Source organism: Fontimonas sp. SYSU GA230001, assembly GCF_040066175.1.
Classification (GTDB): domain Bacteria; phylum Pseudomonadota; class Gammaproteobacteria; order Nevskiales; family Nevskiaceae; genus Solimonas.
Map to the genome: position 1 here is coordinate 68,079 of NZ_JBEAAM010000011.1, position 26,245 is coordinate 94,323.

At 69.9% G+C, this 26,245-nt stretch carries 15 protein-coding genes; 8 read left to right on the forward strand and 7 right to left on the reverse strand.

What is annotated here, in order from left to right:
• Window positions 1-35 precede the first annotated feature (35 nt).
• Window positions 36-311: a hypothetical protein gene (locus AAG565_RS07210; RefSeq protein WP_348818891.1), complete on the forward strand. Its 276-nt coding sequence runs from the start codon at window positions 36-38 to the stop codon at window positions 309-311.
• Window positions 312-324: 13 nt separating this feature from the next.
• A complete protein-coding gene (locus tag AAG565_RS07215; RefSeq protein ID WP_348818892.1) occupies window positions 325-1,164 on the forward strand; it encodes an alpha/beta fold hydrolase in 840 nt (279 codons plus the stop codon).
• 32 nt (window positions 1,165-1,196) lie between these two features.
• On the opposite strand, the gene AAG565_RS07220 is transcribed toward AAG565_RS07215, so the two are convergent.
• Window positions 1,197-2,498, reverse strand: a complete 1,302-nt coding sequence (locus tag AAG565_RS07220; protein ID WP_348818893.1) for an MFS transporter — start codon at window positions 2,496-2,498, stop codon at window positions 1,197-1,199.
• An 82-nt stretch (window positions 2,499-2,580) separates the two neighbouring features.
• Here AAG565_RS07220 and AAG565_RS07225 point away from each other — a divergent pair, with 82 nt between their 5' ends.
• Complete coding sequence (locus AAG565_RS07225) at window positions 2,581-2,823, forward strand: hypothetical protein (RefSeq protein WP_348818894.1); 243 nt, start codon at window positions 2,581-2,583, stop codon at window positions 2,821-2,823.
• A gap of 3 nt (window positions 2,824-2,826) precedes the next feature.
• Here AAG565_RS07225 and AAG565_RS07230 read toward each other — a convergent pair whose 3' ends face one another.
• Complete coding sequence (locus AAG565_RS07230; RefSeq protein ID WP_348818895.1) at window positions 2,827-3,768, reverse strand: homoserine kinase; 942 nt, start codon at window positions 3,766-3,768, stop codon at window positions 2,827-2,829.
• Between the two features lie 133 nt (window positions 3,769-3,901).
• On the opposite strand from AAG565_RS07230, the gene corA reads away from it, so the two are divergent.
• Window positions 3,902-4,870: a magnesium/cobalt transporter CorA gene (gene corA, locus AAG565_RS07235; RefSeq protein WP_348818896.1), complete on the forward strand. Its 969-nt coding sequence runs from the start codon at window positions 3,902-3,904 to the stop codon at window positions 4,868-4,870.
• 10 nt (window positions 4,871-4,880) lie between these two features.
• On the opposite strand, the gene AAG565_RS07240 is transcribed toward corA, so the two are convergent.
• From AAG565_RS07240 to AAG565_RS07250, 3 genes are all read right to left on the reverse strand, one after another.
• Window positions 4,881-6,371: a TrkH family potassium uptake protein gene (locus AAG565_RS07240; RefSeq protein ID WP_348818897.1), complete on the reverse strand. Its 1,491-nt coding sequence runs from the start codon at window positions 6,369-6,371 to the stop codon at window positions 4,881-4,883.
• Window positions 6,371-7,747 (reverse strand): Trk system potassium transporter TrkA, encoded by a 1,377-nt coding sequence (gene trkA / locus AAG565_RS07245; RefSeq protein WP_348818898.1) that lies wholly within the window; start codon window positions 7,745-7,747, stop codon window positions 6,371-6,373. Before trkA ends, AAG565_RS07240 begins: the two co-directional genes overlap by 1 nt.
• Window positions 7,748-7,881: 134 nt before the next feature.
• Entirely contained in the window at window positions 7,882-8,946 is a 1,065-nt protein-coding gene (locus AAG565_RS07250; RefSeq protein ID WP_348818899.1) for an AraC family transcriptional regulator ligand-binding domain-containing protein, read from the reverse strand.
• 168 nt (window positions 8,947-9,114) lie between these two features.
• Between AAG565_RS07250 and AAG565_RS07255 the strand changes: the two genes are divergently transcribed.
• Complete coding sequence (locus AAG565_RS07255) at window positions 9,115-16,779, forward strand: PKD domain-containing protein (RefSeq protein ID WP_348818900.1); 7,665 nt, start codon at window positions 9,115-9,117, stop codon at window positions 16,777-16,779.
• 10 nt (window positions 16,780-16,789) lie between these two features.
• Window positions 16,790-19,447, forward strand: a complete 2,658-nt coding sequence (locus AAG565_RS07260; protein WP_348818901.1) for a neutral/alkaline non-lysosomal ceramidase N-terminal domain-containing protein — start codon at window positions 16,790-16,792, stop codon at window positions 19,445-19,447.
• Here AAG565_RS07260 and AAG565_RS07265 read toward each other — a convergent pair.
• Window positions 19,434-19,754, reverse strand: coding sequence for a hypothetical protein (locus AAG565_RS07265; RefSeq protein ID WP_348818902.1), 321 nt, complete (start codon window positions 19,752-19,754; stop codon window positions 19,434-19,436). The two genes, AAG565_RS07260 and AAG565_RS07265, sit on opposite strands and share 14 nt — an antisense overlap.
• Between AAG565_RS07265 and AAG565_RS07270 the strand changes: the two genes are divergently transcribed.
• Together AAG565_RS07270 and AAG565_RS07275 are read left to right on the forward strand one after the other, a co-directional pair.
• The gene (locus AAG565_RS07270; protein WP_348818903.1) at window positions 19,711-22,485 is read left to right on the forward strand and encodes a hypothetical protein; all 2,775 of its coding nucleotides are present in this window, start codon (window positions 19,711-19,713) and stop codon (window positions 22,483-22,485) included. The genes AAG565_RS07265 and AAG565_RS07270 overlap by 44 nt on opposite strands.
• Window positions 22,486-22,492: 7 nt before the next feature.
• Window positions 22,493-25,081, forward strand: a complete 2,589-nt coding sequence (locus AAG565_RS07275; RefSeq protein WP_348818904.1) for a CehA/McbA family metallohydrolase — start codon at window positions 22,493-22,495, stop codon at window positions 25,079-25,081.
• A gap of 119 nt (window positions 25,082-25,200) precedes the next feature.
• On the opposite strand, the gene AAG565_RS07280 is transcribed toward AAG565_RS07275, so the two are convergent.
• The gene (locus AAG565_RS07280) at window positions 25,201-26,214 is read right to left on the reverse strand and encodes an NAD(P)-dependent alcohol dehydrogenase (protein WP_348818905.1); all 1,014 of its coding nucleotides are present in this window, start codon (window positions 26,212-26,214) and stop codon (window positions 25,201-25,203) included.
• Between the last annotated feature and the right edge of the window lie 31 nt (window positions 26,215-26,245).

Below are 26,245 nucleotides of genomic sequence, written 5' to 3' on the forward strand. Positions count from 1 at the left end.
TAGCGTGTCCGTGTCCTCTCGCACCGGAGCCCGACATGACGAACAAGCCCTTCGTGTCCGTGTCCGCATTGGCCCTCGCCATCGTCACGCAGACCGCTTTCGCGCAGGCGGCCGGGCCGGCGGCTGAAGCGCTCGCCGCCGCGGCCTGGCTGCCGGCCGCGTCGATGGATTCGGCACAGCCCCACGACGAACTGCAGGTCGAAGCACCGACGGCGCGTGCGCCGACCCCGGCCGAGCGCCACGCCGCCCAGCGCAAGGCGCGCGAGGAACTGCGCCGCCGCTTCGGTCCCAGCATTCACATCTTGAACTGATCGGGAGCCTGCCATGACCGCCATCGACCACATCCGCCGTTTCCATGCCCTCTCTGGCCGTCTCGCGCCGGGTCTGAGCGCCCGCTATGCGCGGCAGCAGCTGATGCGGCCGCGCCGCCTGCCGCCGCGCGACTGGGAAGCCGGGGCCGCGGCCAGCGCGCGGCGCGTCAGCTTCCGCTTCGGCCTGTCGGGTCTGCGCTGGGGCGCGGACGACGCGCCGGTCGTGCTGATGCTGCACGGCTGGGAAGGGCGGCCGACGCAGTTCGCGCGCTTCATCGCGCCGCTGCTGGCGGCGGGCCGGCAGGTGATCGCCCTCGACGGTCCCGCGCACGGCGCCTCGCCGGGCGAGGAGGCCAACCCGATCCTGTTCGCGCAGGCGCTGATGGAAGCCGCCGCCGAGATCCGCGATCTGGACGCGGTCGTCGGCCACTCGATGGGCGGCGGTGCGATCGGCTACGCGCTGAGCCTGGGCTTGTCGCCGCGGCGCGTCGTGCTGCTCGGCGCGCCGTCGAGCCTGCGCGGCGTGCTCGACCGCTTCGCCGACGAAGTCGGCCTGCTGCCGCGCGTGCGTCGCCGCTTCCTCGATCTCGTCCACCGGCACACCGGCGTCGATCCCGATGCCATGGACATCGGCCGTCTCGCCACCGACTACGACGTGCCGGCGCTGGTCGTGCACGACCGCGACGACGCGCTGGTGCCATTCGCCGACGGCGAGGCGATGGTGCGCAACTGGCTGGGCGCCGAGCTGCTGGCCACGCAGGGTCTGGGCCACTGGCGCATCCTCACCGATCCTGCGGTGGTCGGCCGCGTGGTCGCCTTCTTGACCGCGCCGGTGCTCGCACGCGCGGCCTGAGCGCCTTCGGTCCTGGCGCGGCGCGGCGAGCCTCAGTCCGCCAGCGCGCGGCCGCGCGTCTCGATCACCCAGGGCATCAGCAGCACGCCGGCGAGCGGGATCACGCCGACCCAGAACAGGATCTGCACCGCGCTGCTGCCGCCCTGCGCGGCGATCGCGCCGACCAGGAACGGGCCGCCGGCGGCGACGACGCGGCCGATGTTGTAGCAGAAGCCCGACCCGGTCGCGCGCAGGCGCGTCGGGAACAGCTCCGGCAGGTAATAGGTGAAGCTGCCGAAGATGCCGAACACGGTCACGCCGATCGCAAAGTACAGGTACAGGCTGGCGGCGGCCGGCAGCCAGCCGCCGAAGGTCGCGAAGATCGCCAGCGCCGAGGCGCCGAAGTACAGCGCGAACATCGGCCGGCGGCCCATGTGCTGCGCGATCGGGATGGTCAGCAGCGTGCCGGCCAGGCCGCCGAGATTGAAGTAGGCGGTGGCACTGAACTTCCAGGATTCGATCAGCGCCAGCGTGCCGCTGCGGTCGAGGCCGCGCAGCGCCGCCTCGGTCTGCGCGAGATGCGAGACGACGGTCGGCAGGAAGGCGTTGCAGCTCCACCAGGTCAGCAGCGCGATCACCGCCATCAGGAAGCCGCTGACGGTGATCGGCCGCAGTTGGGGCGTGAACAGGTCGGCCAGGCGCGGCGGCGCAGCGGACTCGACGGCCTGTTTCCAGCGTTCGGGCTCGTGCAGGAACATCCGCACGACCGACGCGACGAACACCGGGATCAGGCCGAACAGGAAGACGTAGCGCCACGACACTTCCGGCTGGTCGGCGAACCAGTTGCCGGCGACCTGCATGTTGACGAAGGTGGCGAGGAACAGGCCCATCGGCGCCGACGTGTAGAGCAGCGCGCCGGCGGTCACGCGCTTGTGCTCGGGCACGACCTCCGCGACCATCGACGCGCCGGCGGCCCATTCGCCGCCGATGCCCAGGCTGGCGACGATGCGGCAGGCGAGCAGCACCCAGATGTTCGGCGCGAACGCGCAGGCGGCGGTGCCGATCGCGTACATCGTCATCGTCAGCAGCAGCGTGCGCTTGCGGCCGATGCGGTCGCAGACCAGCCCAAAGACGACGCCGCCGACGGCCCAGCCGAGCAGCAGCACGGACGTGAGGATGCCGGTCCACAGCAGCGTCGCCTGGCGCGCTTCCGGCGAGCCGATCTCCAGACCGAGCAGCGTCGGCACGCAGTTGGGCGCGACGTAGTTGAACAGCAGGCCGTCGAAGACGTCGAAACCCCAGCCGAGCCAGGCCGCGAACAGCACGGTCCACTGATAGCGGGTCAGCCCCAGCATGAACACTCCCCCTCGCGCGTGTCGAGCGCGGCATTGTAGCGGGCGGTTAGACTCGGGCGGCGCCTGCCGAGGAACCCGCGCCATGAAACCGTTGCTGACCACGACCGTCGCCGCCGCGCTGCTGATCCTGGGCGCTTGCGGCAGCGCCGAGGACGCGCCCAAGCCGCGCAGCACCGCGGGGCGCGAGGAGACGCGCAACATCCGCAACACCGAGGCCGTCGGCTACGCCGGCGGCGCGATCGCCGACAAGCTCGACTCCGCGCTCGACGCCAACGATCAGCGCAAGGAGCAGCTCGACCAGGAACTGGACGCGCAGGAGCAATAGGCTTCAGAGGGACGGCGGCGGCTGCTCGCGATGATGCACGAGGATGCGCCGGTACTGGTCCGGATCCTTGACGTGGACCACGTCGCCTGCGCGCGGGAAGGTCCAGTCGTACAGGCGCGACAGCCAGAAGCGCAGCGCTGCGGCGCGCAGCAGCAGCGGCCAGGCGGCGCGCTCGGCGTCGGTCAGCTCGCGGCGTGAGCGGTAGGCGGACAGCAGCGCCTGCCAGCGCGCCGGGTTGATGTCGCCGTCCGGCTCGAAGCACCAGTCGTTGAGCGTCACCGCGAGGTCGTAGGCCAGCGCGTCGTTGCAGGCGTAGTAGAAGTCGATCACGCCGGTCAGGCGCTCCTCGACAAACAGCACGTTGTCGCGGAACAGGTCGGCGTGGATCACGCCCTGCGGCAGCTTGTCCAGGTCCAGCCGCGCCTGCGCCGCCAGCTCGTCCTCGATCAGTGCCTTGATCGAGGCATCCTGAGTTTTCGCGACGAGCAGCCGGCCGGTGGCTTCGCGCCACGCGGCGCCGCGCGCGTTGACGCAGCGTCCTGCGTAGGACTGTCCGATCACGTGCATCTCGCCGAGCGCGCGACCGACCTGTCGGCACTGTTCGAGATCGGGGAACAGCACGCTCTGACCGGTGAGCCGGCGCACCAGCGCGGCCGGCTTGCCGTTGAGCGTGGTCAGCGTGCTGCCGGTCCGCGTGTGCAGCGGCATCGCGCTCGGGAAGCCGTGCGCGGCCAGATGCTCCATCAGGCCGAGGAAGAACGGCAGGTCGTCGTAGTTCAGGCGCTCGAACAGCGTCAGCACCCAGCGGCCGTCCGTCGTATCGACGAAGTAGTTGGTGTTCTCGACGCCCTCGCCGATGCCGGTGAAGCCGATCAGCTCGCCGACCGGATACTGCCTGAGAAAGGCGACGAGCTCGGCATGGCTGACCTTGGTGAAGACGGACATCGGCAGGCGCAACGATCGGGATCGGACGCGCATTAGAACAGAGCGGAGCGGGCATCCGCCATGCGCGTGCTGCGGATGGACGTCGGGCCGTCCAGTGGCCAAGCTATCGCCCGCCCAAGGCGGAGGACTTCGCATGCTCGTCAGTTGCACCGCGTACCAGAACGGACACAAGCTCGCCGACATCGCGCCCGGCGAGATCCACGACTATGTCGGCCGGCCGGACTGTTTCGTCTGGGTTGCCCTCAAGGATGCCGACGCCGCCGAGCTGGAGACGATGCGCACGGAGTTCGGCCTGCATCCGCTGGCGGTTGAGGACGCCAGCCACGGCCATCAGCGCCCCAAGCTGGAGGAGTACGGCGATTCGCTGTTCGCCGCCTTGCACCTGATCGAGCTGGCCGACGGTCAGGTGCACGAGGGCGAGCTGGCGATCTTCGTCGGCCGCCACTACGTGCTGACCGTGCGCAATCGCGCCGAGCGCGGTCTGACCGAAGTGCGCCGGCGCAGCGAGACCGAACCCGAGCTGCTGCGTCACGGCCCCGGCTTCGTGCTGTACGCGATCATGGACGCGGTCGTCGATCGCTACTTCCCGGTGCTGCACGCGATCGAATCCGAGCTGGAGACAATCGAGGAACGCCTGTTCGCGGAGAAGACCTCGCCGAGCGCCAACATCCGCGACCTCTACACCCTCAAGCGCAAGCTCGTCATCCTCAAGCACGCGGTCGGGCCGCTGCCCGAGGCGCTCGCACGGCTCTATGGCGGGCGCGTGCCGCCGCTCGCAGTGCCGCTACAGGACTACTTCCGCGACGTGCACGACCACGTACAGCGCCTCAACCAGGCGCTCGACACGCTGCGCGACACCATCGCCACCGCGCTGTCGGTCAACCTGTCGCTGATCAACCTGCAGGAGAGCGAGACGATGAAGCGGCTGGCCGCCTACGCCGCGCTGATCGCCGTGCCGACGATGATCGCCGGCATCTATGGCATGAACTTCGAGGCGATGCCGGAGCTGCACTGGCGCTACGGCTATCCGGTCGTGCTCGCCGTGATGGTCGCCGTGGACATCTGGCTGTATCTGCGCCTGCGCAAGGCACGCTGGATCTGACCGGGGTCTGTCAGCGACGCCAGAAGCCCGGTGTGAACACGATCAGGAAGGTGAAGATCTCCAGGCGCCCCATGATCATCGTCACGATCAGCACCCACTTGCCGAAGTCGGTGACGCCGGCCATCGTCGAATTCAGTGCGCCCAGACCCGGGCCTTCGTTGTTGATGCAGGCGGCGACTGCCGAGAAGGCTGTGACCGGATCGAGGCCGGTGCCGATCATCACGAAGGTCAGGAAGATCGTCAGGCCCACGTAGATCGAGAAAAAGCCGCCGACCGCATAGACGATGTCGTCGGGCACGGTCTTGCCGCCGAGCTTGAGCGTGATCGTCGCACTGGGGTGCAGCAGGCGCTGCAGTTCGCGCGCCGCCTGCTTGGTGAACAGGATCAGGCGCGTCACCTTGACGCCGCCGGCGGTCGAGCCGGCGCAGCCGACCATGAATCCGGACAGTACGATCAGCAGCGGCACGTATCCGGGCCAGGGCGTCGGATCGGCAGTCGCGAAGCCGGCGTCGGTGCCGTAGGCGATCAGCTGGAACATGCCCTTGCGGATCGCCAGGCCCAGACTGTCGTAGGTGCCGAACCACCACAGCGGCACGCACACCAGCACGCCGAACACCAGGACGATGCCGATGAATGCGCGGAACTCGGCATCGCGCAGGTACGTCAGCACCGAACGCGAGCGCCAGGCGACGAAGTGCAACGCGAAGTTCATCGCGCCGACCAGCATGAAGACCATCACCGCGATCTCGATGCCGAGGCTCTGGTAGTAGCCGATGCTGGCGTCGTGATTGGCGAAGCCGCCGGTCGAGATCGTGGACATCGCGTGGCAGATCGCGTCGAACGGCGACATGCCCAGCATCCAGTACACGAGCGCGCAGATCACCGTGATCATCACGTAGATGATCCACAGCGCGCGTGCGGTGCCGGCGATGCGCGGGGTCAGCTTCGCGTCCTTCATCGGCCCCGGCGTCTCGGCGCGGAACAGCTGCATGCCGCCGACGCCGAGCATCGGCAGCAGCGCGACGGCCAGCACGATCACACCCATGCCGCCGAGCCAGTGCAGCTGGCAACGGTAGAACAGGATCGACCACGGCATCTGGTCGAGTCCGCTGACCACGGTGGCGCCGGTCGTCGTCAGTCCGGAAGTCGCCTCGAACATCGCATCGACGTAGCTGTCCCAGCCGACGTGCGCCACGTACAGCGGGATCGCACCGAAGGTGGACAGCACCACCCAGAACAGCACGACGACGAGGAAGCCGTCGCGGATCTTCAGGTCGGTCTGCACGTGCCGCACCGGCCACCAGACCAGGGCTCCGGTCACCAGGGTCAGCCCCATGCCGTCGAGGAACGGTCGTGCCATGCCTTCGCCGCGCAGCAGGCTGATCAGCAGCGGTGGCAGCAGCGTCGTCGAGAACGCCACCAGCAGGATGCCGGTCACGCGCTGCACCGCGACGAAGCGGTGCCAGGGCGCGGCGGCGGTACTGGCGACGGGGGTCGGCATCAGAAGAAGCTCAGGCCCACCTGGAACAGCTTCTCGACGTCCTTGACGAACTTCTTGTCCACGATGAACAGGATCACGTGATCCTCGGCCTCGATCACCGTGTCGTGATGGGCGATGACGACGTCGTCGCCGCGCACGATCGCGCCGATGGTCGTGCCGGGCGGCAGCTTGATCTCGTCGAGCCGGCGGCCGACGACCTTGGAGTTGTGGCGGTCGCCGTGGGCGATCGCCTCGATCGCCTCGGCCGCGCCGCGGCGCAGCGAGTGCACGCGCGCGACGTCGCCGCGGCGCACGCGCGCCAGCAGCGCCGACACGGTCGTCTGCCGCGGCGAGATGGCGATGTCGATCGTGCTGCCTTCGACGAGATCCACGTAGGACAGCCGGTTGATCAGGCACATCACCTTGCGCGCACCCAGGCGCTTGGCCAGCATCGCCGACAGGATGTTGGCCTCGTCGTCGTTGGTGATCGCGCAGAACACATCGACGTCCTCGATGTTCTCCTCGCGCAGCAACTGCTCGTTGGCGGCGTCGCCGGTCAGCACGATGCTGTGCTGCAGCTGCTCGGAGAGAAACTGCGCGCGCTCCTTGAACTTCTCGACGATCTTGACCTGCACCTTGCCCGATTCGAGCGCGCGCGCCAGGCGCAGGCCGATGTTGCCGCCGCCGGCGAGCATCACGCGCTTGACCGGTTTGTCCTGCCGGCGCAGTTCCGCGATGATCTTCGGGATGTGGTCGCGCGCGGCGATGAAGAAGACCTCGTCCTCGGCCTCGATGATCGTGTCGCCCTCCGGGATGATCGGGCGGCCGCGGCGGTAGATCGCGGCGACGCGGGCATCGACGCCGGGCAGGTGGGCCGGCAGTTCCTTGAGCTGGCGCGACACCAGCGGGCCGCCGTAATAGGCCTTGACGCCGACCAGGCGCACCTTGCCGTCGGCGAACTCGACGACCTGCAGCGCGCCGGGATACTCGATCAGGCGCTGGATCAGCTCGGTGACCAGCTGTTCCGGCGAGATGCGCATGTCCACCGGGATCGCGTCGGGCGCGAACAGCTTCTCTTCCTTGAGATAGTCGGTCGAGCGCACGCGCGCGATCTTGGTCGGCGTGCTGAACAGGGTGTTGGCGATCTTGCACGCCAGCATGTTGGTCTCGTCGCTGTCGGTGACGGCGATGATCATGTCGGCGTCGTCGGCGCCGGCCTGGCGCAGCACGCTGGGCAGCGATGCGCGGCCCTGCACGGTGCGGATGTCGAGGCGTTCCTGCAGTTCGTCGAGCGCGGCCGGGTTGGTATCGACGACCGTCACGTCGTTCTGTTCGCTGGCGAGATTCTCCGCCAGCGTCGATCCCACCTGTCCCGCCCCCAGGATGATGATTTTCATGCGGCGCGCACCTTACGCCCGCACATGGTGCGCTGCAAGGCAGTGCGCCGGGGCTTGCGGGGACTGCCCGTGGCGGTTCCCGCCCGGCGAACGCCCGGGGCTGGGGCCCCGGGCAGCGGGGGCACGCGGATCATTCAGCGCCGCGCCAGATGCTGCCGTCGCCACGCGCCGGGCGACAGTCGGGTCCAGCGCTTGAAGGCGTTGTGGAAGCTGCTCTGCTCGCTGTAACCGAGCAGGAAGGCGATCTGCGTCAGCGAGGTGTCGGCACTGCGCAGATAATTCTGCGCGCTGGCCAGGCGCACCTCGTCGAGGATGCCCTGGTACGAGCGCCCCAGTTCGCCGAGCCGGCGCTGCAGCGTGCGCGCGGAGACGTCCATCGCCGCCGCCGCCTCGTGCAGCGCGACCTGACCGCGCGCGAGGTTGTGCGTCAGCACCGCCTTGAGCGTGCGCACGAAGTCGGGCTCGCCGGACAGTTGGCGCAGCACCGCCTGCGCCTGCGCCTCCACCTGCGCGCGCAGATCCTCGTCGGCCGAAACCACCGGCAGTTCCAGGTAGCTCGCCGGAAAGCGCATCTCGCTGCGATCCTGGTCGAAGTGCAGGCGGCCGCCGAAGATCTGCCGGTAGGGTTCCGGGTCACGTGGCGGGCCAAAGTGGAAGTAACCGTCGTAGCGCAGGTCCGGGCGGTTGCTGAGCCAGCGCATGAACATCGCGCGCGCGCCCATCATGAACTGCGCCACCGCCGCATGCGGCCGCGTCGCGTAGGGCCAGCTCCACAGCAGATGGGCACGGTCGCCTTCGACGGTGAGCACCGGCTCGCCGATCTGGCCGAGCAGGCGGATGTAGCGCGCCAGCTGGCGCTGCACCTCGGCGAGCGTGCGGCAGTTCATCAGCACCGGGCCGAGCACGCCCAGGTGACGCATGCGCAGGCCGGCGCCGGCCTTGAGCGGCAGCTCGGGATCGTCGAGCGCGGCGATCGCGGTGTCGAACATCGCGATCCACTCGTGCAGCGGGATCTCGGTGTGTCCGCGCGCCTGTTCCAGCTCGGCGACGCGCGCGGCCGGATAAAGGTCCGCCGGATCGACGCCGCGCGCGCGCAGGTGGTCGAGCAGGCCGCGGGCGTAGAGCGCGGCGATCAGGCCGCCGGGGACGGGCTCGGCAGCCGGGCGCGACGATCGGGGGGCGAGTCGGGGAGCGGACACGATGGCGTGATTTCCCAATAAATCGGCGCCCTTCGTCAAGACCGCGGGGCCGCGCCGGTCGGACAATCCATGCCATTTGTGCGACGCGCCGGTGTGCCTGCCGGCGCGACATCGATAGTTGGAGTGCGGCGGCCACCATCCTACGGTGGCCGGGGATCTGGAGAAATGATGGACACGCCCACGCGCATGCCGAAGCTTTCGGCGGTCATTCTGTCCCTGCTGCTCGCATTGACCCTGGCCGCCTGCAACAGCCGCAGTGCCCCGGGCGAGGGTGGCGCGGACAACCAGCCGCCGGTGGCACGCGCCGGCGGCGATCGCACGGTCGGCGAAGGCGTCGAGGTGTTGCTCGACGGCCGGCTCAGCAGCGATGCGGACGGTTCGATCGTCGCCTACGCGTGGGTGCAGCTGTCCGGGCCGGCGGTGACGCTGGTGGATGCGGGCACTGCGGTCGCGCGCTTCGTCTCGCCGCAGGTGAACGCCACGGCGACGCTGCAGTTCCGCCTGACCGTCACCGACGACCGCGGCGCCACGGCCGCCGACGAGGTGACCGTGACCGTGGTCGATCGCCAGGAGGACAACCTCGCGCCGGTGGCCGATGCAGGCGCCGATCAGAGCGTCGTCGCCGGGGCCAGCGTGACGCTGGCCGGATCGGGCAGCGACGCCGATGGCGACATCGTCGCGTATGCATGGACCCAGGTCGCCGGCCCGGCGGTGGCGCTGAGCGGCGCCGACCAGGCCACGGCGAGCTTCACGGCGCCGGCGGTGACCTCGGCGACGCTGCTGACCTTCCGCCTGACCGTGACCGACGATGCCGGCGCCCGCGCCAGCGACGACGTCAACGTCACCGTCACGCCCGCTGGCCAGAACCAGGTGCCGGTCGCCAACGCCGGACCGGACCAGACCGTCGATGCCGGCGCCACCGTCACGCTCGACGGCCGCGCCAGCAGCGATCCGGACGGCAGCATCGCGGCGTTCTCGTGGAACCAGACGTCCGGTCCGCGCGTGACCCTGAGCGGTGCGAACACGGCGCAGCCGCAGTTCATCGCGCCGCAGGTCAGCGCCGACACGCAGCTGCGTTTCGCGCTGCGCGTCACCGACAACGCCGGTGCGCAATCTGCGCCCGATGTCGTCGTCGTCACCGTGCGCGCGCCGGCCCCGGTCAACCAGCCGCCGGTGGCCGACGCCGGCAACGACCAGGTCGTCAACGAAGGCGATGCGGTCATGCTCGACGGCCGCAACAGCTTCGATCCCGAGAACGGCGCGCTGAGCTACGCCTGGACGCAGACCGCCGGCCCGACGGTCACGCTGACCGGCGCCGATACGTCGCGACCCGCGTTCACCGCGCCGCAGGTCGGCGCCGATACCGTGCTGACCTTCCGGCTGACCGTGCGCGATGCACAGAACGCATCTGCGTCCGACGAGGTCAACGTCACGGTACGCAAGCGCGTCGCGCCGGCCTGCGCGCCGGGGACGTTCTGCGCCGGCGCCGCCAAGCGCAGCGTCACGCCGACGCAGGCGCAGATCGACGGCATCCAGGAGCCGCGCTTCTTCGCCGGCTCGAAGGTGCAGAAGTTCAATCTCGGCGGCTTCGGCATCAACCCGATCCAGAACTTCCCCGATCCGTTCGCGCAGTTCGGCAGCAGCCTGACCCAGCCGGCCGGCGCGCGCGTGCACCACAGTGCCTACCAGGACGAGGACGAGGAGATCTTCGTGCGCGTGCTGGCGCTGACACAGGGCGACACGCGCGTGCTGTTCGTGATGCTCGACGCGATCGGCGCCGGCAACGTCATCCAGCGCGAGATGCGCAATGCGCTGGTCGCGGCGAGCTGCGCGGTCGATGCCTGCGTCGCGGCCGACGACATCGTCTTCGGCCAGACGCACAGCCACGCCGGTCCCGACCTGCAGGGCCTGTGGGGCGGCGTGCCGCAGGACTGGATCCGCAACCGGCTCTACGCGCAGGCCGCCGAGGCGACGCGCGAGGCGCTGCTGGCGCTGCAGCCGGCCAACCTGAGCGTGCGCAGCGGACGCACCTCCGACTTCAACAACTACCGCCGCCCGCAGGTCGATCCACAGGACGACGCCGACGACCACGTGACCTTGCTGCGCGTGCGCGCGGGCAACGGCGCGACGATCGGCCAGCTGCTGCAGTACGCCGCGCACCCGACCTCGATCGGCGCCGGCCAGTCGCCGCGCGTGCCGCATGCCGACTACATCTACGGTGCGATGCGCCGGCTCGAACAGGACGGCGGCGTCGCGCTGTACTACAACGGCCCGATCGCCGATGCCTCGCCGGCCGGTGGCAACTGCACGGTCGCCGATCCGGATGTCTACGAGCGCGTGCGCTGCCGCGGCAACGACCTCGCCAGCTTCGCCGCCGCGCAGGCCGAACGTGCCTTGACGCCAGCGCTGGCGGTGCGTCATGCCAACGTCGTCCTGCCGGTGACCAACCCGGCCTTCGTCGCGGCCGGCGCGATGGGTTCGTTCAACCGCTACTACGACTTCACACCGGCCGAGGTGTCGTCGATCCCGGGCCTGGGCACGGCGCTGGGCACCGCATCCACCGAGCTGGGCCAGCTCACGCCGACCGCGGAGACCCTGGTGTCGCGCATCAGCATCGGCGGTGCCGGCGGCCTGGAGATCGCCACGATTCCCGGCGAGGCGACCAACACCTTCGGCGAATTCATCCGCGGCCTCGCGCAGCAGGCCAACCCCGGCGCCACGGTGATGCTGCTGGGCCTGACGCAGAACTCCTTTGGCTACATCATCCCCGAGGAGGAGTTCAGCTACGTCGATCCGTCCGGCGATACCGGCTTCGTCGTGCCGTTCACCGGCTACGAGGAATTCGTTTCGCTCGGACCGCTGACCGCGCCGCTGCTGCGCATGGAGGCCTACGTCCCGTTGTTCGACGGCGCGCCGGAGCAGAACCTGCCCGAATACCTGCGCGCCTGCAGCGACCCGGCGTCGCAGCAGTGCCTGCTGCGCGACATCGCGCTGCGCGTGCAGTACATCCAGCGCGAATACGCGCAGCGCTGCCGCGACAACGGCGCGCCGGAGCAATTCTGTGCGCTGATCGATCCGAGCACCGATCCGGCCCAGGCCTGCCGCGACGCCGGCGTGCCGGACGCGGTCTGCAGCCTGCTCGGCGGCGGGTCCGGCGGTCCGCCGGGACTGGGCGACGCCGCACTGGCCGGCGATGCGCTGCTGGCGACGCTCGCCGGCTGCGACCTGCTCGATCCGGCGCACTGCCTGTTCCCGTTCCCGAACGACCATTTCACGATCGCCGCGCCGGCCAACAGCCCGCAGTCGGTCGCTAGGAACGGCACCGGCCGGCGCATCAACTTCAGCCCGCTGGCGATGCCGCGCAACAGTGCCGGCAAGCCGATCGACCCGACCGAGTGGAACCGCAACGACGGCTTCTCGCCGGGCCAGCCGATCATCACCTACGTGCCGAACCTGGGCACCGAGAAGAACGCGCAGAACCAGCCGTTCGGACCGGTGAAGAACGCGGTGCCGCTGACCGACCTGTCGCGCTACGACGACCCCGACGCACCGGTGATCGTGCTCGACACCGGTCCGGTCGGCGCGCCCTACGCGCAGCCGCGGCGCCACCTGATCTGGGCCGAGATCGACCTCAACGCCGGCCAGCTGATCCCCGGCGTCGTCAACCAGCCGACGCCGTCGCTGCAGGGCAAGCGGCCGGCGCTGATCGTGCGTCCGGCGAAGAACTTCGACGAGGGCCACCGCTACGTCGTCGTGCTGCGCGATCTGCGCAACGACGCGGGCGAGCGGATCGCCGCCGGCGCCGCGTTCGGCGTTTGCCGCGACCGCCTGCCGACGGCACTGCCGCCGCTGCAGCAGCGCTGCGCGGCGCTCGAACCGGTGTTCGACACGCTCGCCGCCGCCGGCATCGCGCGCGACGCCTCGCTGTACCTGGCCTGGGACTTCACCACCGCGAGCGCGGCCAACAACGTCGCGCGCCTGACGGCGATGCGCGACAAGGCCTTCGCGGCGCTCGGCGACGTCAACGGCAGCGCGCCGGGCGAGCCGAACTATCCGGCCGGCATCGCGCCGACCTACACGGTGACGCAAGTGGTCGAGAACCCGGACGGACCGGGCGGCCGTACCGTGCGCCGCATCCGCGGCACGATCACGGTACCGAGCTTCGTGACGCCGCCGAATCCGGCACCGCTCAACGGCCAGCAGGCGCTGATGCAGCAGCTCGATGCGCTGGCCAGCCAGTGCCAGCAGCTCAGCGGCGGCAACTGTGGCGTGCCGGGTGTCGGCGACCTGGGCGATGCCTTCGGCCTGACCGCGTCCGGCAGCCTGCCGCCGAACCGGCTATTCTACAACCCGGCCGACGGCTTCAACCCGGCCGACCCGCAGGGCAGCGTCTATGGTGACGGCCTGCCGGACCGTACCGGCGATCTCAGTTTCACCTTCACCTGCAACATCCCGCGTTCGGCGGTCGACGGCGCGGCGTCGATGTGGACGGCGAGCACGGTCCACCCGGTGCGGCCGACGCTGTACGGCCACGGCCTGCTCGGTGGCCAGGGCGAGGTCAACGGCCAGGCCAGCGACTTCGGCAACGTCTATGGCCTGATGAACTGCGCCGCGGACTGGTTCGGCTTCGCCAGCGGCGACCTGCCCAACGTCGCCAGCGTGCTGGTCGATCTGTCGAACTTCCCGGTGATCCCCGACGGTTCGCAGCAGGGCATGGTCAACCAGATGTATCTGGCACGCCTGCTGACGCATCCCGACGGCTTCGCCGCGAATCCGCTGTTCCAGGTCAACGGCGCGCCGGTGTTCGACCGCCGCGAGGTGTTCTACCACGGCAACTCGCAGGGCGGCATCCTCGGCGGCGTGCTGGTCGCCGCGTCCAAGGACATCAACCGCGGCGTGCTCGGCGTGCTGGGCATGAACTACTCGACGCTGCTGACGCGCAGCACCGATTTCACGATCTACTCCATCCCGCTGTATCTGTCGTATCCCGACGATCTCGACCGCGTGCTCAACTTCGCGTTGATGCAGATGTTGTGGGACCGGTCCGAGAACAACGGCTATGCGCAGCATCTGGCGGACAACGCGGCGATGCACGGACCGGATAACGCGGTGCTGCTGCACCCCGCCTTCGGCGACCACCAGGTGACGATGTGGAGCGCCGAGGTGATGGCGCGTACGGTCGGCGCGCCGGTCGATCGCCGCCGCGTCGCGGTCGATCGTCACCCGGACCATGACCAGTACTTCGCGCTGCAGCCGCTGGACTACACCGACATTGCGCAGGCCGGCGGCTCGGCGCTGGTGGTCTGGGACGAGCCCTGGAGCAGCCAGAACAGCGGCACCTGCAACGGTTATCACACCAGTCCGCCACCGGTCGGCAACCTGCCGCCGGGCGATGTCGCCGGCGACGACCCGCACGAGTGCCCGCGCCGCGACGCGCAGGCGCGCTGCCAGATGTCGCACTTCCTGTTGCGCAGTGCGGTCGCGGACGGCGACAGCCGCGCACGGCTGATCGACCCGGCAAACGTCCTGCCCGGCACGTCGGATGCCGGCAACTGCCCCGCGGTCGTCATCACCGGCGTGCCCGGTGCGGGCGGCGGCGGGTCCGGCCCGATCGGCGCCGGCGAGGGCCTGACCGGCACGCTGGCGCGTGTCGGCGCCAACGGTCACAGCTTCATCGACGCGATGCTCGCCGGCGATGTCGCCGCCGCGCAAGCGGCGCTGACGCAGACCCTGACCACCTTCGCCGCCGACCTGCAGGCGCTGTCGCAGACGACGACGCCGGAGGGCCTGCTCGGTCTGGGCCAGTCCATTCCGTCCGCCGCGCTGCAGACTCTGTCGGCGCAGCGCAGCGTCGAGCCCGTGGTCGTCCCCGGTTTCATGCTCGGCAGCTGGTCGGTGCCGCCGGCCTATGGCGTGGCCAACCCCTATCCGTCAGGGGCGATGACCACCGGCGATGGCGTGCGCGACGCGCACAACGGCACGCTGCTGTACCCGATCGGCCCGCTGGCGCTGCCCGGCAAGCCGGTCGGCGACATCGCCGCCTACGCCTGGAAGAACGGCGCCTGGGTCGAGATCCCGGTCCAGGTCGATGAACGCCGGCCGTACTTCCTCGCCAACGGCAGCAGCGACTTCTCCACCTACTCCGGCACCGATCCGGAAACCAGTTACGTCTGGGATACCGAGTCCTGGGCGATGACCGAGGGTGACTGCAGCCGGGTCTACGAGACCGACAGCGGCAAGACCTGGCCGAGCAGCGACCCGGTGCCGGGCCTGGATGCCGATGACGAGGTTGTGTTCATGGCCGCGGACGCCGGCGGCATGGCGCCGGCGGGCAGCCGCCCGGCCGGCGTGCGCGCCGAGCCGGGCCAGATGATCGCGCTGGCCGATCCGCTCGACAGCGGCGCACAGCGCTACGTCTATCTGTTCCTCAAGGACGGCGGCTCGGCGTTCAAGACGCAGCGTTACGTGCGCTACCAGCGCGATGCCAATGCCGACGAGTGGATCGATCGCCGCTTCTTCCGCGACGACGATCCGGAGAAGCTCGGTACCAGCAACACCGGCTACGGCGCCAACATCCCCGGCACCGTCTGCGTGGCGTCGCTCGACGCCTACCACGGCAACGACAGCGCATGCCACTTCGACGTCGCCAGCGGCAAGTACCTGTGTCCATCCACCGACCGCTTCCCGCGCGACGGCCTGACGGTGACGACCGACACCTACCGCTGGAAGGCCAGCGGTCGCTGGATGGTGCGCGACCTGCGCGTGCGCGGGCCGTCGGACACGTCCGCGGCCATCGCCGGCGCGGATTACTGGACGACACGCCCGGATCTGATCGACCGCTGGAAGGGTCGCGCCTTCCAGCAGTCGCCCGACTCGGTGATCTCGCTGGTCGGCTTCGAGGACGAACAGGTCAACTGGGAAGGCAACTCCAGCCTGATCGGCGAACGCTGCGGTCCGGTGCGCTGCATCCGCGAGGTCTGGGGCGCGGACTCCGGGACCAACGTCACCAAGACCGAGACCTTCTACCGCGATGCGATCAGCTACCGCTACCGCGTGCGCGTGCATCCGATTCCGCCGGACGGCCTGTACACGTCCTGGGACTACAACCGCAGCGCGATGGTGCCCACGCCCGCCGAAGCCGCCGCCGGCGTGCCCGGCGGACGCTACTACACGGTGCTGCGGCCGCAGGGCGTGCCGATCGACGGCGTCAACGACGACGTCGGCAACGTCGATGGTTTCGCGCCGATCAACGGCATGTGCCCGGCCGAGAGCGGCGTGATTCCGCCCAACGCCAACGGCCGCTGCCCGGCCTTCTTCGACGCCGCCGATCCGAGCTTCAACCTGCCGCTGGCCTTCGACAACTGGGAGCAAATCTCGGCCAAGGGCAACGGCGGTGCGCTGGTCTATACCTTCCTGCTGCGCGGTGCGACCTCGCTGCTCAACCCGCTGGTGGTGCCGTACTACCGCGACGATGCCTGCCTCGACGACGGCACCGGCGACGATCCGGTGCCGCGGCCGTGGCCGGGCGAGAGCTACGCCTGGAACGGCGGCGCGGTGCCGGCCGCTTATGACGCCGCTGCCGGCCGCGCGCTGGACCACTCGGGTCATACGTTCGCGGACTGCCTGCAGCGTCAGGGTGCGCACGCGGCGCACGGTTTGCACTTCTTCGTGACGCACGACAGCGACAACCTGTTCACGCCGGTGACCAGCACCGAGATCGACGGCGAGCAATGGCAGTTCATGGTGCCCGCGGCGCGGCCCGAGAATCTCGCGGCACCCTATGCCAATGTCGCGCGCTTCCCGCTGCAGCCCAGCGCGTTCCCGGTGCCCTGAGCCGTCTGCCATGCGCCCTGTCCCGGTTCGCATGCTCGTGCTGGGCGCCGCGCTGGCGCTGGGTGCCTGCGACAACCGGTCGCTGACGATCGGCTACGGCACGCCGCCGACGCCCACGCCGGTGGCGACACCGACGCCCGGTCCCGGCGGCAGTCCGTCGCCGAGTCCGTCGCCGTCGACAGGCCCGAGTCCGACGCCCACCGCGACCCCCAGTGCCAGCCCGACGGCGTCGCCCACACCGTCTCCGACGCTCGGTCTGCCGCCGCCGCAACCGCTGATGGCCGGCGTGGCCGCGCGCGCACTCGACGTTCCGGTCGGCACTCCGTTGGGGGGTTATCTGCGCCCGCCCGTGGGTGGCGAGTACATCCCCGCCTTCGAGGACCTCGCCGGCGGCGACCCGAGCGCGTTCTTCAACGAGATGCTCGACTTCCTGGTTTACGAGGCGGACGACGGCACGCCGCTCGCGCCGCTGCCTGACGAACTGCGCGCCCTGCACTCGCCCTACGCGACGTACTCGCCGCCGTCGCGCGGCTACTACGACTCGCTGATCGCCAAGGCGGTGGCGCTCTACGACGGTCACGACTACGTCGTGCTGGTCAAGACCGACATGATCGGCATGCTCGACGAAGTGGTCGTCGCGGTGAACGAGAAAGTCGAGGCCGACACCGGCATCGCGCTCGGCGACGGCCTGCTGATGTCGGCCACGCACACCCACGACGGACCCGGCGCGCTCGCCAACCATTCCACCCGCTACTTCTGGCTGGCGATGGACGTGTACCAGCCGGAAGTCTTCGAGCGTCTGGTGGCGCAGCTCGCCGACCTCGTCAAGCAAGCGCTCGCCGATCTGCAGCCGGCACGCTTCGGTCACGCGGTCGGCAGCGAGGGCTACCTCTCGCGCATCGACGATCCGGCCAACCCGCAGCCGAAGAACCTCAACTCGTTCCGGCGCAATGTCGCGTTGCCCGGATACGACGTCGAGGCGAACGACGCGATGCGCAAGCGCCTCGGCGTGCTGCGCGTCGATCGCCTCGACGGCACGCCGCTCGCCGTGGTCATCAACTACGCCGCACACGGCATTGCCTTCGACGTCGAGAACCAGTACTTCTCCGGCGACGTGCTCGCCTCCGTCGAACGCGAGGTCGAGGCGGGATTCGATACGCCGGTGGTGGCGATGCTGGTGCAGAGCGCCGGCGGCAACGTCAGCCCGCGTGCCGACGGTGGACCGACGCTGCAGCGCATCGAGCGCTTCGGCAAGCTGCTCGCGCCGCAGGTGCGTGCGCTCTACGACGGCATCGACGAACTGGATGACGCGCCGGACTTGCGCGCGGTGTCGCAGCGGATCGTCCTCGACGCCGAGCATCTGGGCTATCCGGACAGCGACGGACAGCATGGCGATGGCGACTACCCCTATCCCTGGGGCGGTGTGCAATGCAACAACGAGGCCGCGGTGCCGTTCGTGGGTCCGGGAACCGGCGAGTCGATTCCGTTCTGCCTGCCCGCGCCCCCACCCGACGAGATCGATCTCGCCGACAACGGCGTCGCCGAGAACGGTGCGTTCGTGCCACAGGACACGCGCGTGACCGCGGTGCGGATCGGTGACGTGATGCTGCTCGCACAGCCGGGCGAGCCGCTGTCGGAGTACGGGGTGCGCCTGCTGGCCATGGCGCAGGAGGAAGGCCGCGATCCTGCGAGCACTTTCGTCTGGGGCTACGCCCAGGATCACGTCGGCTACATCCTCGCCGACGAGAAGGCCGACTGGGAGCAGGGCGGCACCGAAGGCACGACCACGTTCTGGGGCTGGCGGCTCGGTGCACGCCTGCTCGACGTCAACCGTGCGCTGCTGCGGGCCTTGCGTGATCGCAGCGCGCCGCCGGCCGACGAGTTCAGCGCGAACTACTTCTACCGCGACCTGCCGTACGCGCCGGCACAGGCGACGCCGTCGCTGATGCCCGGCCGCGTCATCGAGCAGCCGGCGCCGATCGAGCGCTTTCAGACGGCGGTCTTCAGTTGGGAGGGCGGCGACCCGGTGGTCGATGCGCCGAGGGTGCGGTTGCAGCGGCGCACCGCGCCCGGCCTCTTCGAGGACGCGCGCCGCGCCAATGGCACGGCGATCGACACGCTGTTCGAGATGCATCTCAAGTACCGGCTCGCCGCGGGCGTGCACCTGTGGACGGTCGAGCTGGAACCGCCGAAGGACTGGCCGGCCGGCGAGTACCGATTCGTCGTCGATGGTCACGCGCTGGCGGTCAGCAGCGACTATGCGGTGACCTCAGCGCCGTTCACGATCTCGACGTCGCCCAGCCTGCAGCTGTCGCCGCCGGTTGCCAGCGCCGACGGTCTGCGCATCGAGGCAACGCTTGCATACACCCCGCGGCCGCACAACTATCGGCTGATCGATGTCGAAGTGAAAACCGACCGGCCGGCGCCGGTGCGCGAGGGCCGGGTGGTGTTCAGCGACGGCGCGAACACCGTCGAGGCGACGCAGCCGTCGATCGAGGCGCGAGAGGGTCGGCTCGTCGCGGTGTACAGCGCGCCGGCCGCCGCGTTTGCCGGCACGGTCTCCGCGACCGGCTTCGACCGGTGGGGTAACAGTGCGCCTCTGGGTGCGGCGAAGTCACGTCCGGTGCGGATGCCTGCCGCTGCGCAGCGGTCCGCTACGGCGAACTGATTGGGGGATTTTCGATGCGCCACGCTGTATTGCGGATTCTCTTGGTCGGTTCCAGCGTCTTGCTGGCGGCGTGCAATGAGCGATCGCCGACACCCTCGGCCAGCGCCACGCCGCCACCGACGGCGAGCGCGACCCCTACGCCCGGACCGGGCGGCAGTCCCTCGCCGTCTCCCTCGACATCGCCGTCGCCGTCGGCATCGCCCGGCGCATCGCCGAGCCCCGAGCCGACGCCGTCGGGCAGCCCGACGCCGAGTCCGACGCCCGTGGCCGCGATCAAGGTGCGCGCCGGCGTCGGCGTGGTCGACATGACGCCGGACGTGGGTTACTGCGCCGGCCAGTACTGCGACTACGCGACGGACACGTTCGGCGGACTGGCGGGCCAGGATCTCGACCCCTTCCTCACGCACAAGTCCAAGCACGCCAGCTACGGCGTGCAGTCGCGGCTGACGGCGCGTGCGATCGTCGTCGAGGGCGCCAACGGCAAGCGCATCGCGCTGCTCAAGACCGACAACTATCTCGCGCAGGACATGCTGCTGCGCCGCGTCGGCCAGATCCTCGACAAGGGTTCGTCCGGCATCGGTTACGACCAGATCCTGCATCACGTCACCCACGACCACACCTCCGCGTACTCGTCGACGCTGGCCTGGGGCGTATGGCTGTTCGAGGACCTCTACGACGCGCGCTTCTTCGAGAACCAGGCACGCCGGATGGCCGAGGCGATCGAGCAGGCCGCGGCGAACCTCAGGCCGGCGCGCCTGGGCGCGACCGAGATCCATCACCGCGTGTACAAGGGCAACGTCGTGCGCCTGGCGGTCGCCGACGACGGCACGCCGGCCGGCTATCCGCTCGAATACAACGACCATGGCCTGGTCGTGCTGCGCTTCGACGATCTGAGCGACAGCGCGAACCCGCAGCCGCTCGCCGTCTGGGTCAACTGGGGCGAGCATCCGGAAAGCCTCGACCCGCACGACCTGCACAGCGCCGACTTCCTCGGCCCGCTCGAGCGTTTCGTCGAGCGGGATCTGGGCGTGCCGCTGGTCTTCAGCCAGGGTGACGTCGGCAGTGCGGAGAACACCGGCAACAAGAGCGAGCTGCTCGACGACGCGGCGCAGGTCTGCGGGCGCTGGCCCGACGGCGCGGCCGCACCGGAGACCGATGCGTGCCCGCCGGGGCAGGGCGTGATCCGCGACTGGGACCACAAGGGTTTCGTGCAGACCGAGCGCAACGTGCGCTTCCTCGCCGACGACATCGTCCGCGCCTGGAACCGGATCGGTGCCGGCGACGCGCGCGTGCCGTTCACGTCCGACTTCGACGTGGACTATCTCAATGCCTGGGTGCCGGGCCCGGTTTCGCACCCGTATCCGAGCGTGTCGAACTGCTCCACCGCCACCACCGCGGGCGGCGACCCGGGCGCGCCGGTGCTGGGCCTGCCGGACTGCGAGCGTTCCGGCTTCCCGGGCGACAACGAAATCACCGGCACGACGGCGCTGCTGTTCCACACGCTCAAGGCCGAGGGCGTGCCGCTGCCCGACCACTACGACTTTCCCGGCTTCTCCGGCGTCGAGGAGAACCTGCGCCTGCGCCTGCAGGCCTTCCGGCTCGGCGACATCCTGCTCGCGTCCTGCGCCTGTGAGGCGCAGGCCGACCTGATCCTGAATCTCGAATCGCGCCTCAACGACACCGCCGGCGACATCTACGACGGCTTCGACTGGGCCTGCCTGCTGCCCGAGTTCAAGGACGACCCGGCCTACGTGGACGCCTGCGCGCGGCAGAAGACCTACTTCGATCCAGACGACCCGCTCAACGCCACGTCGGTTCCGGGCAGCAACTTCGATCCGGCCGCGATCGCGCGCATGCGCGCCCAGGTGCACAACGATGCGCGCGGCTGGGACGCGCCGGAAAACGCGTTCGACGCCAACAACGAGCCAGCCGACGCCGCGGCGATCTGGGGCAACTTCACCAAGGAGGAGATCCAGGATCTGGGCGCGCCCGGATACAAGCTCGCCGTCGGCGTCGGCCACGCCGGCGACTACAACGGCTACACGGTCAGCTACCGCGAGTACATGAACCGCGATCACTACCGCAAGGCACTGACCGCCTACGGCCCGCACACTGCCGACTACATGGTCACGCGCCTGGTGCGCATGGGCGCGGTCCTGCAGGGTGTCGGCGCGCTTGCCGCCGAACTGCTCGACCCGCTCGCGCAGATCGACGAGGCACGCCAGCAGGCGGAGGCGACGCTGGTCGGACAGCTCGCCGGCGGCGGCTACGCGCTCTGGCAGGCCGGCATTCCGGATGACGCCGGCGTGCCGCAGCCGTTGATCCAGCCGACCGACATCACGCGCTTCGCCGCCGCGCATTTCACGTGGCGCGGCGGCTCGACCGCGGTGGACAGTCCCCATGCGCGCGTCGAACGCGAGACGGCACCGGGTCTGTGGCTGCCGGTCGCCGGCAGTGCCGGCGAAGTGCCGGTGCGGGTCGAATTTCCGAACGGCCTGCCGGGCGTGCTGACCACCTGGACCGGCACGCAGGAGTGGCGCTGGAGCGCGAGCTTCGAGGCCTACAGCGCGTTTCCCGCGCGACTGGGCAGCACCGAGCCGGGACGCTACCGCTTCTGCGTCGATGGCCGCGCGCGCAAGGGCGGCGCGACGGCGCCCTACGCGTTCTGCTCGGAGTCCTTCGAGGTGAGCCCCTGGGGCGGCATCGCCATCGAGAACCTGTCGCGCTCGGGCTCCACGGTGAGCTTCGACGTGCCGGCGATCGCCTATCCGCGCAGCTACGCGAACAGCCCGTTCCCGTTCATATCGGACAGCGGCAACCCGCGCATCTGCATCACCTGCACGTTCCGGCCGTGGGCCGCAGTGGGTCACTTGTCCCGCGCGGACGTACGCGCCGACGGCGGCAATCCGCTGCCGGCGCAATGTGCCGGCAATGGTGGCTCGCTACGCTGCACGGCCACGGTCGCGCCGACTGCGACGGCAGTGGAGGTGCGCGTGTATGACGACGATGGAAATTTCGGGGCAGCCAGCCTGCCGTAAGTCCGGTTTGCGAACCGGACGGCATCTTGCGGCGCTGTGCCTGGTGCTGCTGCTGAGCGGCTGCGGCAGCGGCAATCGCGGCGCAGCGCCGGTCGGCGCGACGCCGACGCCGACGGCCAGCGCCCAGCCCACCGCAACGCCCTCGCCCGGTGCCACGCCGGCGCCGAGCGACTCACCGAGCCCGACGCCCACCACGTCGCCGGCTTCATCGCCGACACCATCACCAACACCCACCGCGACACCGTCACCGACCCCGAGTGCGTCATCCACGCCGACACCGAGCCCCGCGCCCACTCCGGCGCCAACGCCCGCGGGGCCGGCCGGTGGCGACGAGGCCTGCGCGCCGGACAACCGCAACTGGGGCACCTACACCGAACAGATCGGTTCGCTGCACGCGCACAGCGGCTTTTCCGATGGCGCAGTGGCGACCGAACCGCGCGACTACTTCGCGGCGGCGAAGGCGCAGGGCCTGGACTTCATCGGCTCGTCCGAACATTCCGACAACGCCGATCTGCCGCTGACGGCGAATACCGACTGCCTGTCCGGGCAACTGCCGGAGTGCCTGACGCTGAATCCCACGGACCCGGTCGGCTCGATGCTGAAATGGGATGCGACGCTGGTGCAGGCGCGGCAGGCGAGCGACAGCAGTTTCACCGCGTTCCGCGGTTTCGAGTGGACCTCGGACCGCTTCGGCCACATCAACGTGTTCTTTTCGCGCAACGACCTCAATGCCAAGACCACCGACGGCTACGTGCTGAGCATGGAGGGTTTCTGGACCTGGCTGGGCACGCGGCCGGAGCAGGGTGGCGGCGCCGACGGCCTGGTCGTGTTCAACCATCCCGGCCGCGAGGACACGCTGCACGCCTACGTGCCCGATCCGGCGTATGCCTTCAACGACTTCGAATACCGCGCCGCCTTCGACCGCCGCGTCGTCGGCATCGAGGTGTTCGGCAAGTCCGGCGACGCCTACGACACCGACAACGGCGCGCCTGCCGGCGGCTGGTACGCCCACGCGCTCGACCAGGGCTGGCACGTCGGTCCGGTCGGCGCCGAGGACGAGCACGGCACCGCATGGGCACAGCCGACGCGTGCCAAGACCGTGCTGATCGCGCGCGACCGCAGCGAGGCTGCGCTGCGCGAGGCGATGTCGGCGCGGCGCATGGTCGCGCTGGCGCAGCATCACAACGACCTGCGTCTGCGCTTCACCGCGGACGATCAGCCGATGGGGGCGCGCCTCGCGCGACCATCCGGCACGAGCGTGATCCTGCGCGCCGAGGTGACGCAGGGCTGGGCCGGCGGCACGCTGGAGATCGTGGGCAGCGGCGGCGTGGTGCTCGCGCACGCGCAGGCCACGACGCTGCAGCACAGCCTGGTCGCGTCCGGCGCCGAGCGCTGGGCCTATGCGCGCGTGCTCGATGCCGAAGGCCGGCCGGTGGCGTATAGCGCGCCGGTGTGGCTCCGTGTCGGCGGAGCGCTGCCGGTTTGCGGCGAGTGGCTCGCCGGCGATCTGCACGTACACAGCACCTACTCGCACGATTCCTGGGACGGCACTCCCGGTGACGAGCCCGGCCCGGCGGAATTCTGGACGCTCGGCAACAGCGTCAGTCAGCAGTTCCGGTACGCGGCGCTGCGCGGACTCGATTTTCTCGCGCTGACCGATCACAACAACCTGCTGTCGGTCGCCGATCCGGGCTTCGGCGCCTACGGCGTCGTGCCGGTCCCCGGCTACGAGAACTCGTTGTCCGGTCACGCGCAGATGCTCGGCGCGGCGCGCGTCTACGACAACCCGCCGCAGCCGCCGTACACGGCGCTGGCGAACGCGCTGCGCGCGGACGGCGGCGCCTTCCAGATCAACCACCCCGCCGGCGGCTCGGTCGACTTTCCCAACGACGCCGACTGGACCGAGGCGCGCGGACCCTTGCTCGACTATGCGGGCAGGACTGTGCCGGACACGGTCGAGGTGTGGAACATCGCCTGGTACTTCCAGCCGCCATTGCCCTCCGGCAACTCCATCGACGACGCCGTGCGCTACTGGGAAGGCTGGCTCGATGCCGGCGCGCGCGTCGCCGCGACCGGTGGCAGCGACAACCACTGGGTCAGCACCGTGCTCGTGCAGGGGCCGGGGCAACCGACCACCTGGGTCTACGCGACCGAGCGCAGCGCGCGCGGCGTGCTCGAAGGCCTGCGCGCCGGGCGCACGACCATCAGCCACCAGCCGCCGCTGACCGCGGCGCCCAAGGTCGTCGTCGAGGCAGACGTCGATGGCGACGGCGTCTTCGAGGCCATGCTCGGCGACACGGTGCCGCGCAGTGCTGCGCTGCGCGTGCGTGTCACCGGCGGTGCCGGCACCTTCCTGCGCGTGATCGCCGGCGACGAACTGCTCGTCGAGAACGAGCCGATCGTGTCCTTCGCCGAGACCTTCGAATACGCGGTGCCGGCGCTGCAATCGGCGCGCTGGCTGCGCGCGGAAGTCGTGATTCCCGAAGACGGCGAACTGCGCGCGACGACCTGCGACGGCGTGTTCGGTGACCAGACCACCTACTGCCGCAACCGTCTCGCCGTGCTGGCGTTCTCATCCGCGCTGTATCTCGAATGAAGCTCTCCGCGCACATGTCCATCTGCCGCTATCCGCTGGTCGTTTCCATGCTGCTGCTGCCGTCGCTGCTGGCGCAACTGCTGGCGCAGCCCGAGGGGGCCCGCGTCTGTCCGTGAGCTTCAGTCCGCGGTCAGCACCACGCGATAGCGCGCCTTGCCGGCACGCAGGTGTTCCAGCGCATCGTTGACGCGACTCATCGGGAAGCGTTCCACCTGCGGCGCGATGCCGTGGCGGGCGCAGAAGTCGAGCATCCTGGTGATCGTCGCCGGGCTGCCCATCGGCGAGCCGGAGATCGTCTTCTGGCCGCCGATCAGGTGGAATCCGTTCACTCCGATCGGATCGAGCACCGCGCCGACGAAGTGCAGGCGGCCGCGAGGGCGGAGCGCGGCGACGTAGGCGGCCCAGTCGAGCTTGACGTTGACGGTGACGAGGATGAAGTCGAAGCGCCCGGCCAGCGGTTTGAGCGCCGCCCGGTCGGTGCTGGTCACGACCTGGTGCGCGCCGAGCGCCTGCGCCTCGGCGCGCTTGGCCTCGCTCGACGTGAATGCGGTGACCTCGCAGCCCCACTTGTTGAGGAACTGGATCGCCATGTGGCCGAGCCCGCCGATGCCGATCACGCCGACGCGGTCGGTCGGACGCACGTCGCACTCGACGATCGGACTGAACACGGTGATGCCGCCGCAGAACAGAGGCCCGGCCGCAGCGTGATCGAGGCCTTCCGGCAGGCGCACCGCCCACGACCAGTGGCAGCGCACGCGGTCGGCGAAGCCGCCGTGACGGCCGACGATGGTTTCCTCGCCGTTGGGGCACAGGTGATGGTCGCCGGACATGCACTGCGTGCAGCACATGCAGCTCGCGGAGAACCAGCCGAGCCCGACCCGATCGCCGACGTTGACGCCCTTGACCTGCTCGCCACGCGCGACGACGCGGCCGACGACCTCGTGGCCGGGCACGAACGGATAGACCGTGCGCTTCCACTCGTTGTCGAGCATCGACAGGTCGGAATGGCAGATGCCGCAGTGCTCGACGCGGATCTCGACGTGTTCGGGCTGCAGTGGGCCCGGATCGTATTCGAAAGCGGACAGGCGGCCGCCCGCAGTGGTGGCGGACCAGGCTTGGATCGGTGTCGGCATCGTCGATCTCCGGGCAGGGAAAGCTTGCTAG

Bases quoted from the DNA above. Each gene is read 5' to 3' on its own strand.
- AAG565_RS07220 (WP_348818893.1), bottom strand. From the start codon at position 2,498: ATGCTGGGGCTGACCCGCTATCAGTGGACCGTGCTGTTCGCGGCCTGG.
- AAG565_RS07215 (WP_348818892.1), top strand. From the start codon at position 325: ATGACCGCCATCGACCACATCCGCCGTTTCCATGCCCTCTCTGGCCGT.
- AAG565_RS07210 (WP_348818891.1), top strand. From the start codon at position 36: ATGACGAACAAGCCCTTCGTGTCCGTGTCCGCATTGGCCCTCGCCATC.
- AAG565_RS07230 (WP_348818895.1), bottom strand. From the start codon at position 3,768: ATGTCCGTCTTCACCAAGGTCAGCCATGCCGAGCTCGTCGCCTTTCTC.
- AAG565_RS07260 (WP_348818901.1), top strand. From the start codon at position 16,790: ATGCGCCCTGTCCCGGTTCGCATGCTCGTGCTGGGCGCCGCGCTGGCG.
- AAG565_RS07240 (WP_348818897.1), bottom strand. From the start codon at position 6,371: ATGCCGACCCCCGTCGCCAGTACCGCCGCCGCGCCCTGGCACCGCTTC.
- trkA (WP_348818898.1), bottom strand. From the start codon at position 7,747: ATGAAAATCATCATCCTGGGGGCGGGACAGGTGGGATCGACGCTGGCG.
- corA (WP_348818896.1), top strand. From the start codon at position 3,902: ATGCTCGTCAGTTGCACCGCGTACCAGAACGGACACAAGCTCGCCGAC.
- AAG565_RS07225 (WP_348818894.1), top strand. From the start codon at position 2,581: ATGAAACCGTTGCTGACCACGACCGTCGCCGCCGCGCTGCTGATCCTG.
- AAG565_RS07265 (WP_348818902.1), bottom strand. From the start codon at position 19,754: ATGTCGACCACGCCGACGCCGGCGCGCACCTTGATCGCGGCCACGGGC.
- AAG565_RS07255 (WP_348818900.1), top strand. From the start codon at position 9,115: ATGGACACGCCCACGCGCATGCCGAAGCTTTCGGCGGTCATTCTGTCC.
- AAG565_RS07280 (WP_348818905.1), bottom strand. From the start codon at position 26,214: ATGCCGACACCGATCCAAGCCTGGTCCGCCACCACTGCGGGCGGCCGC.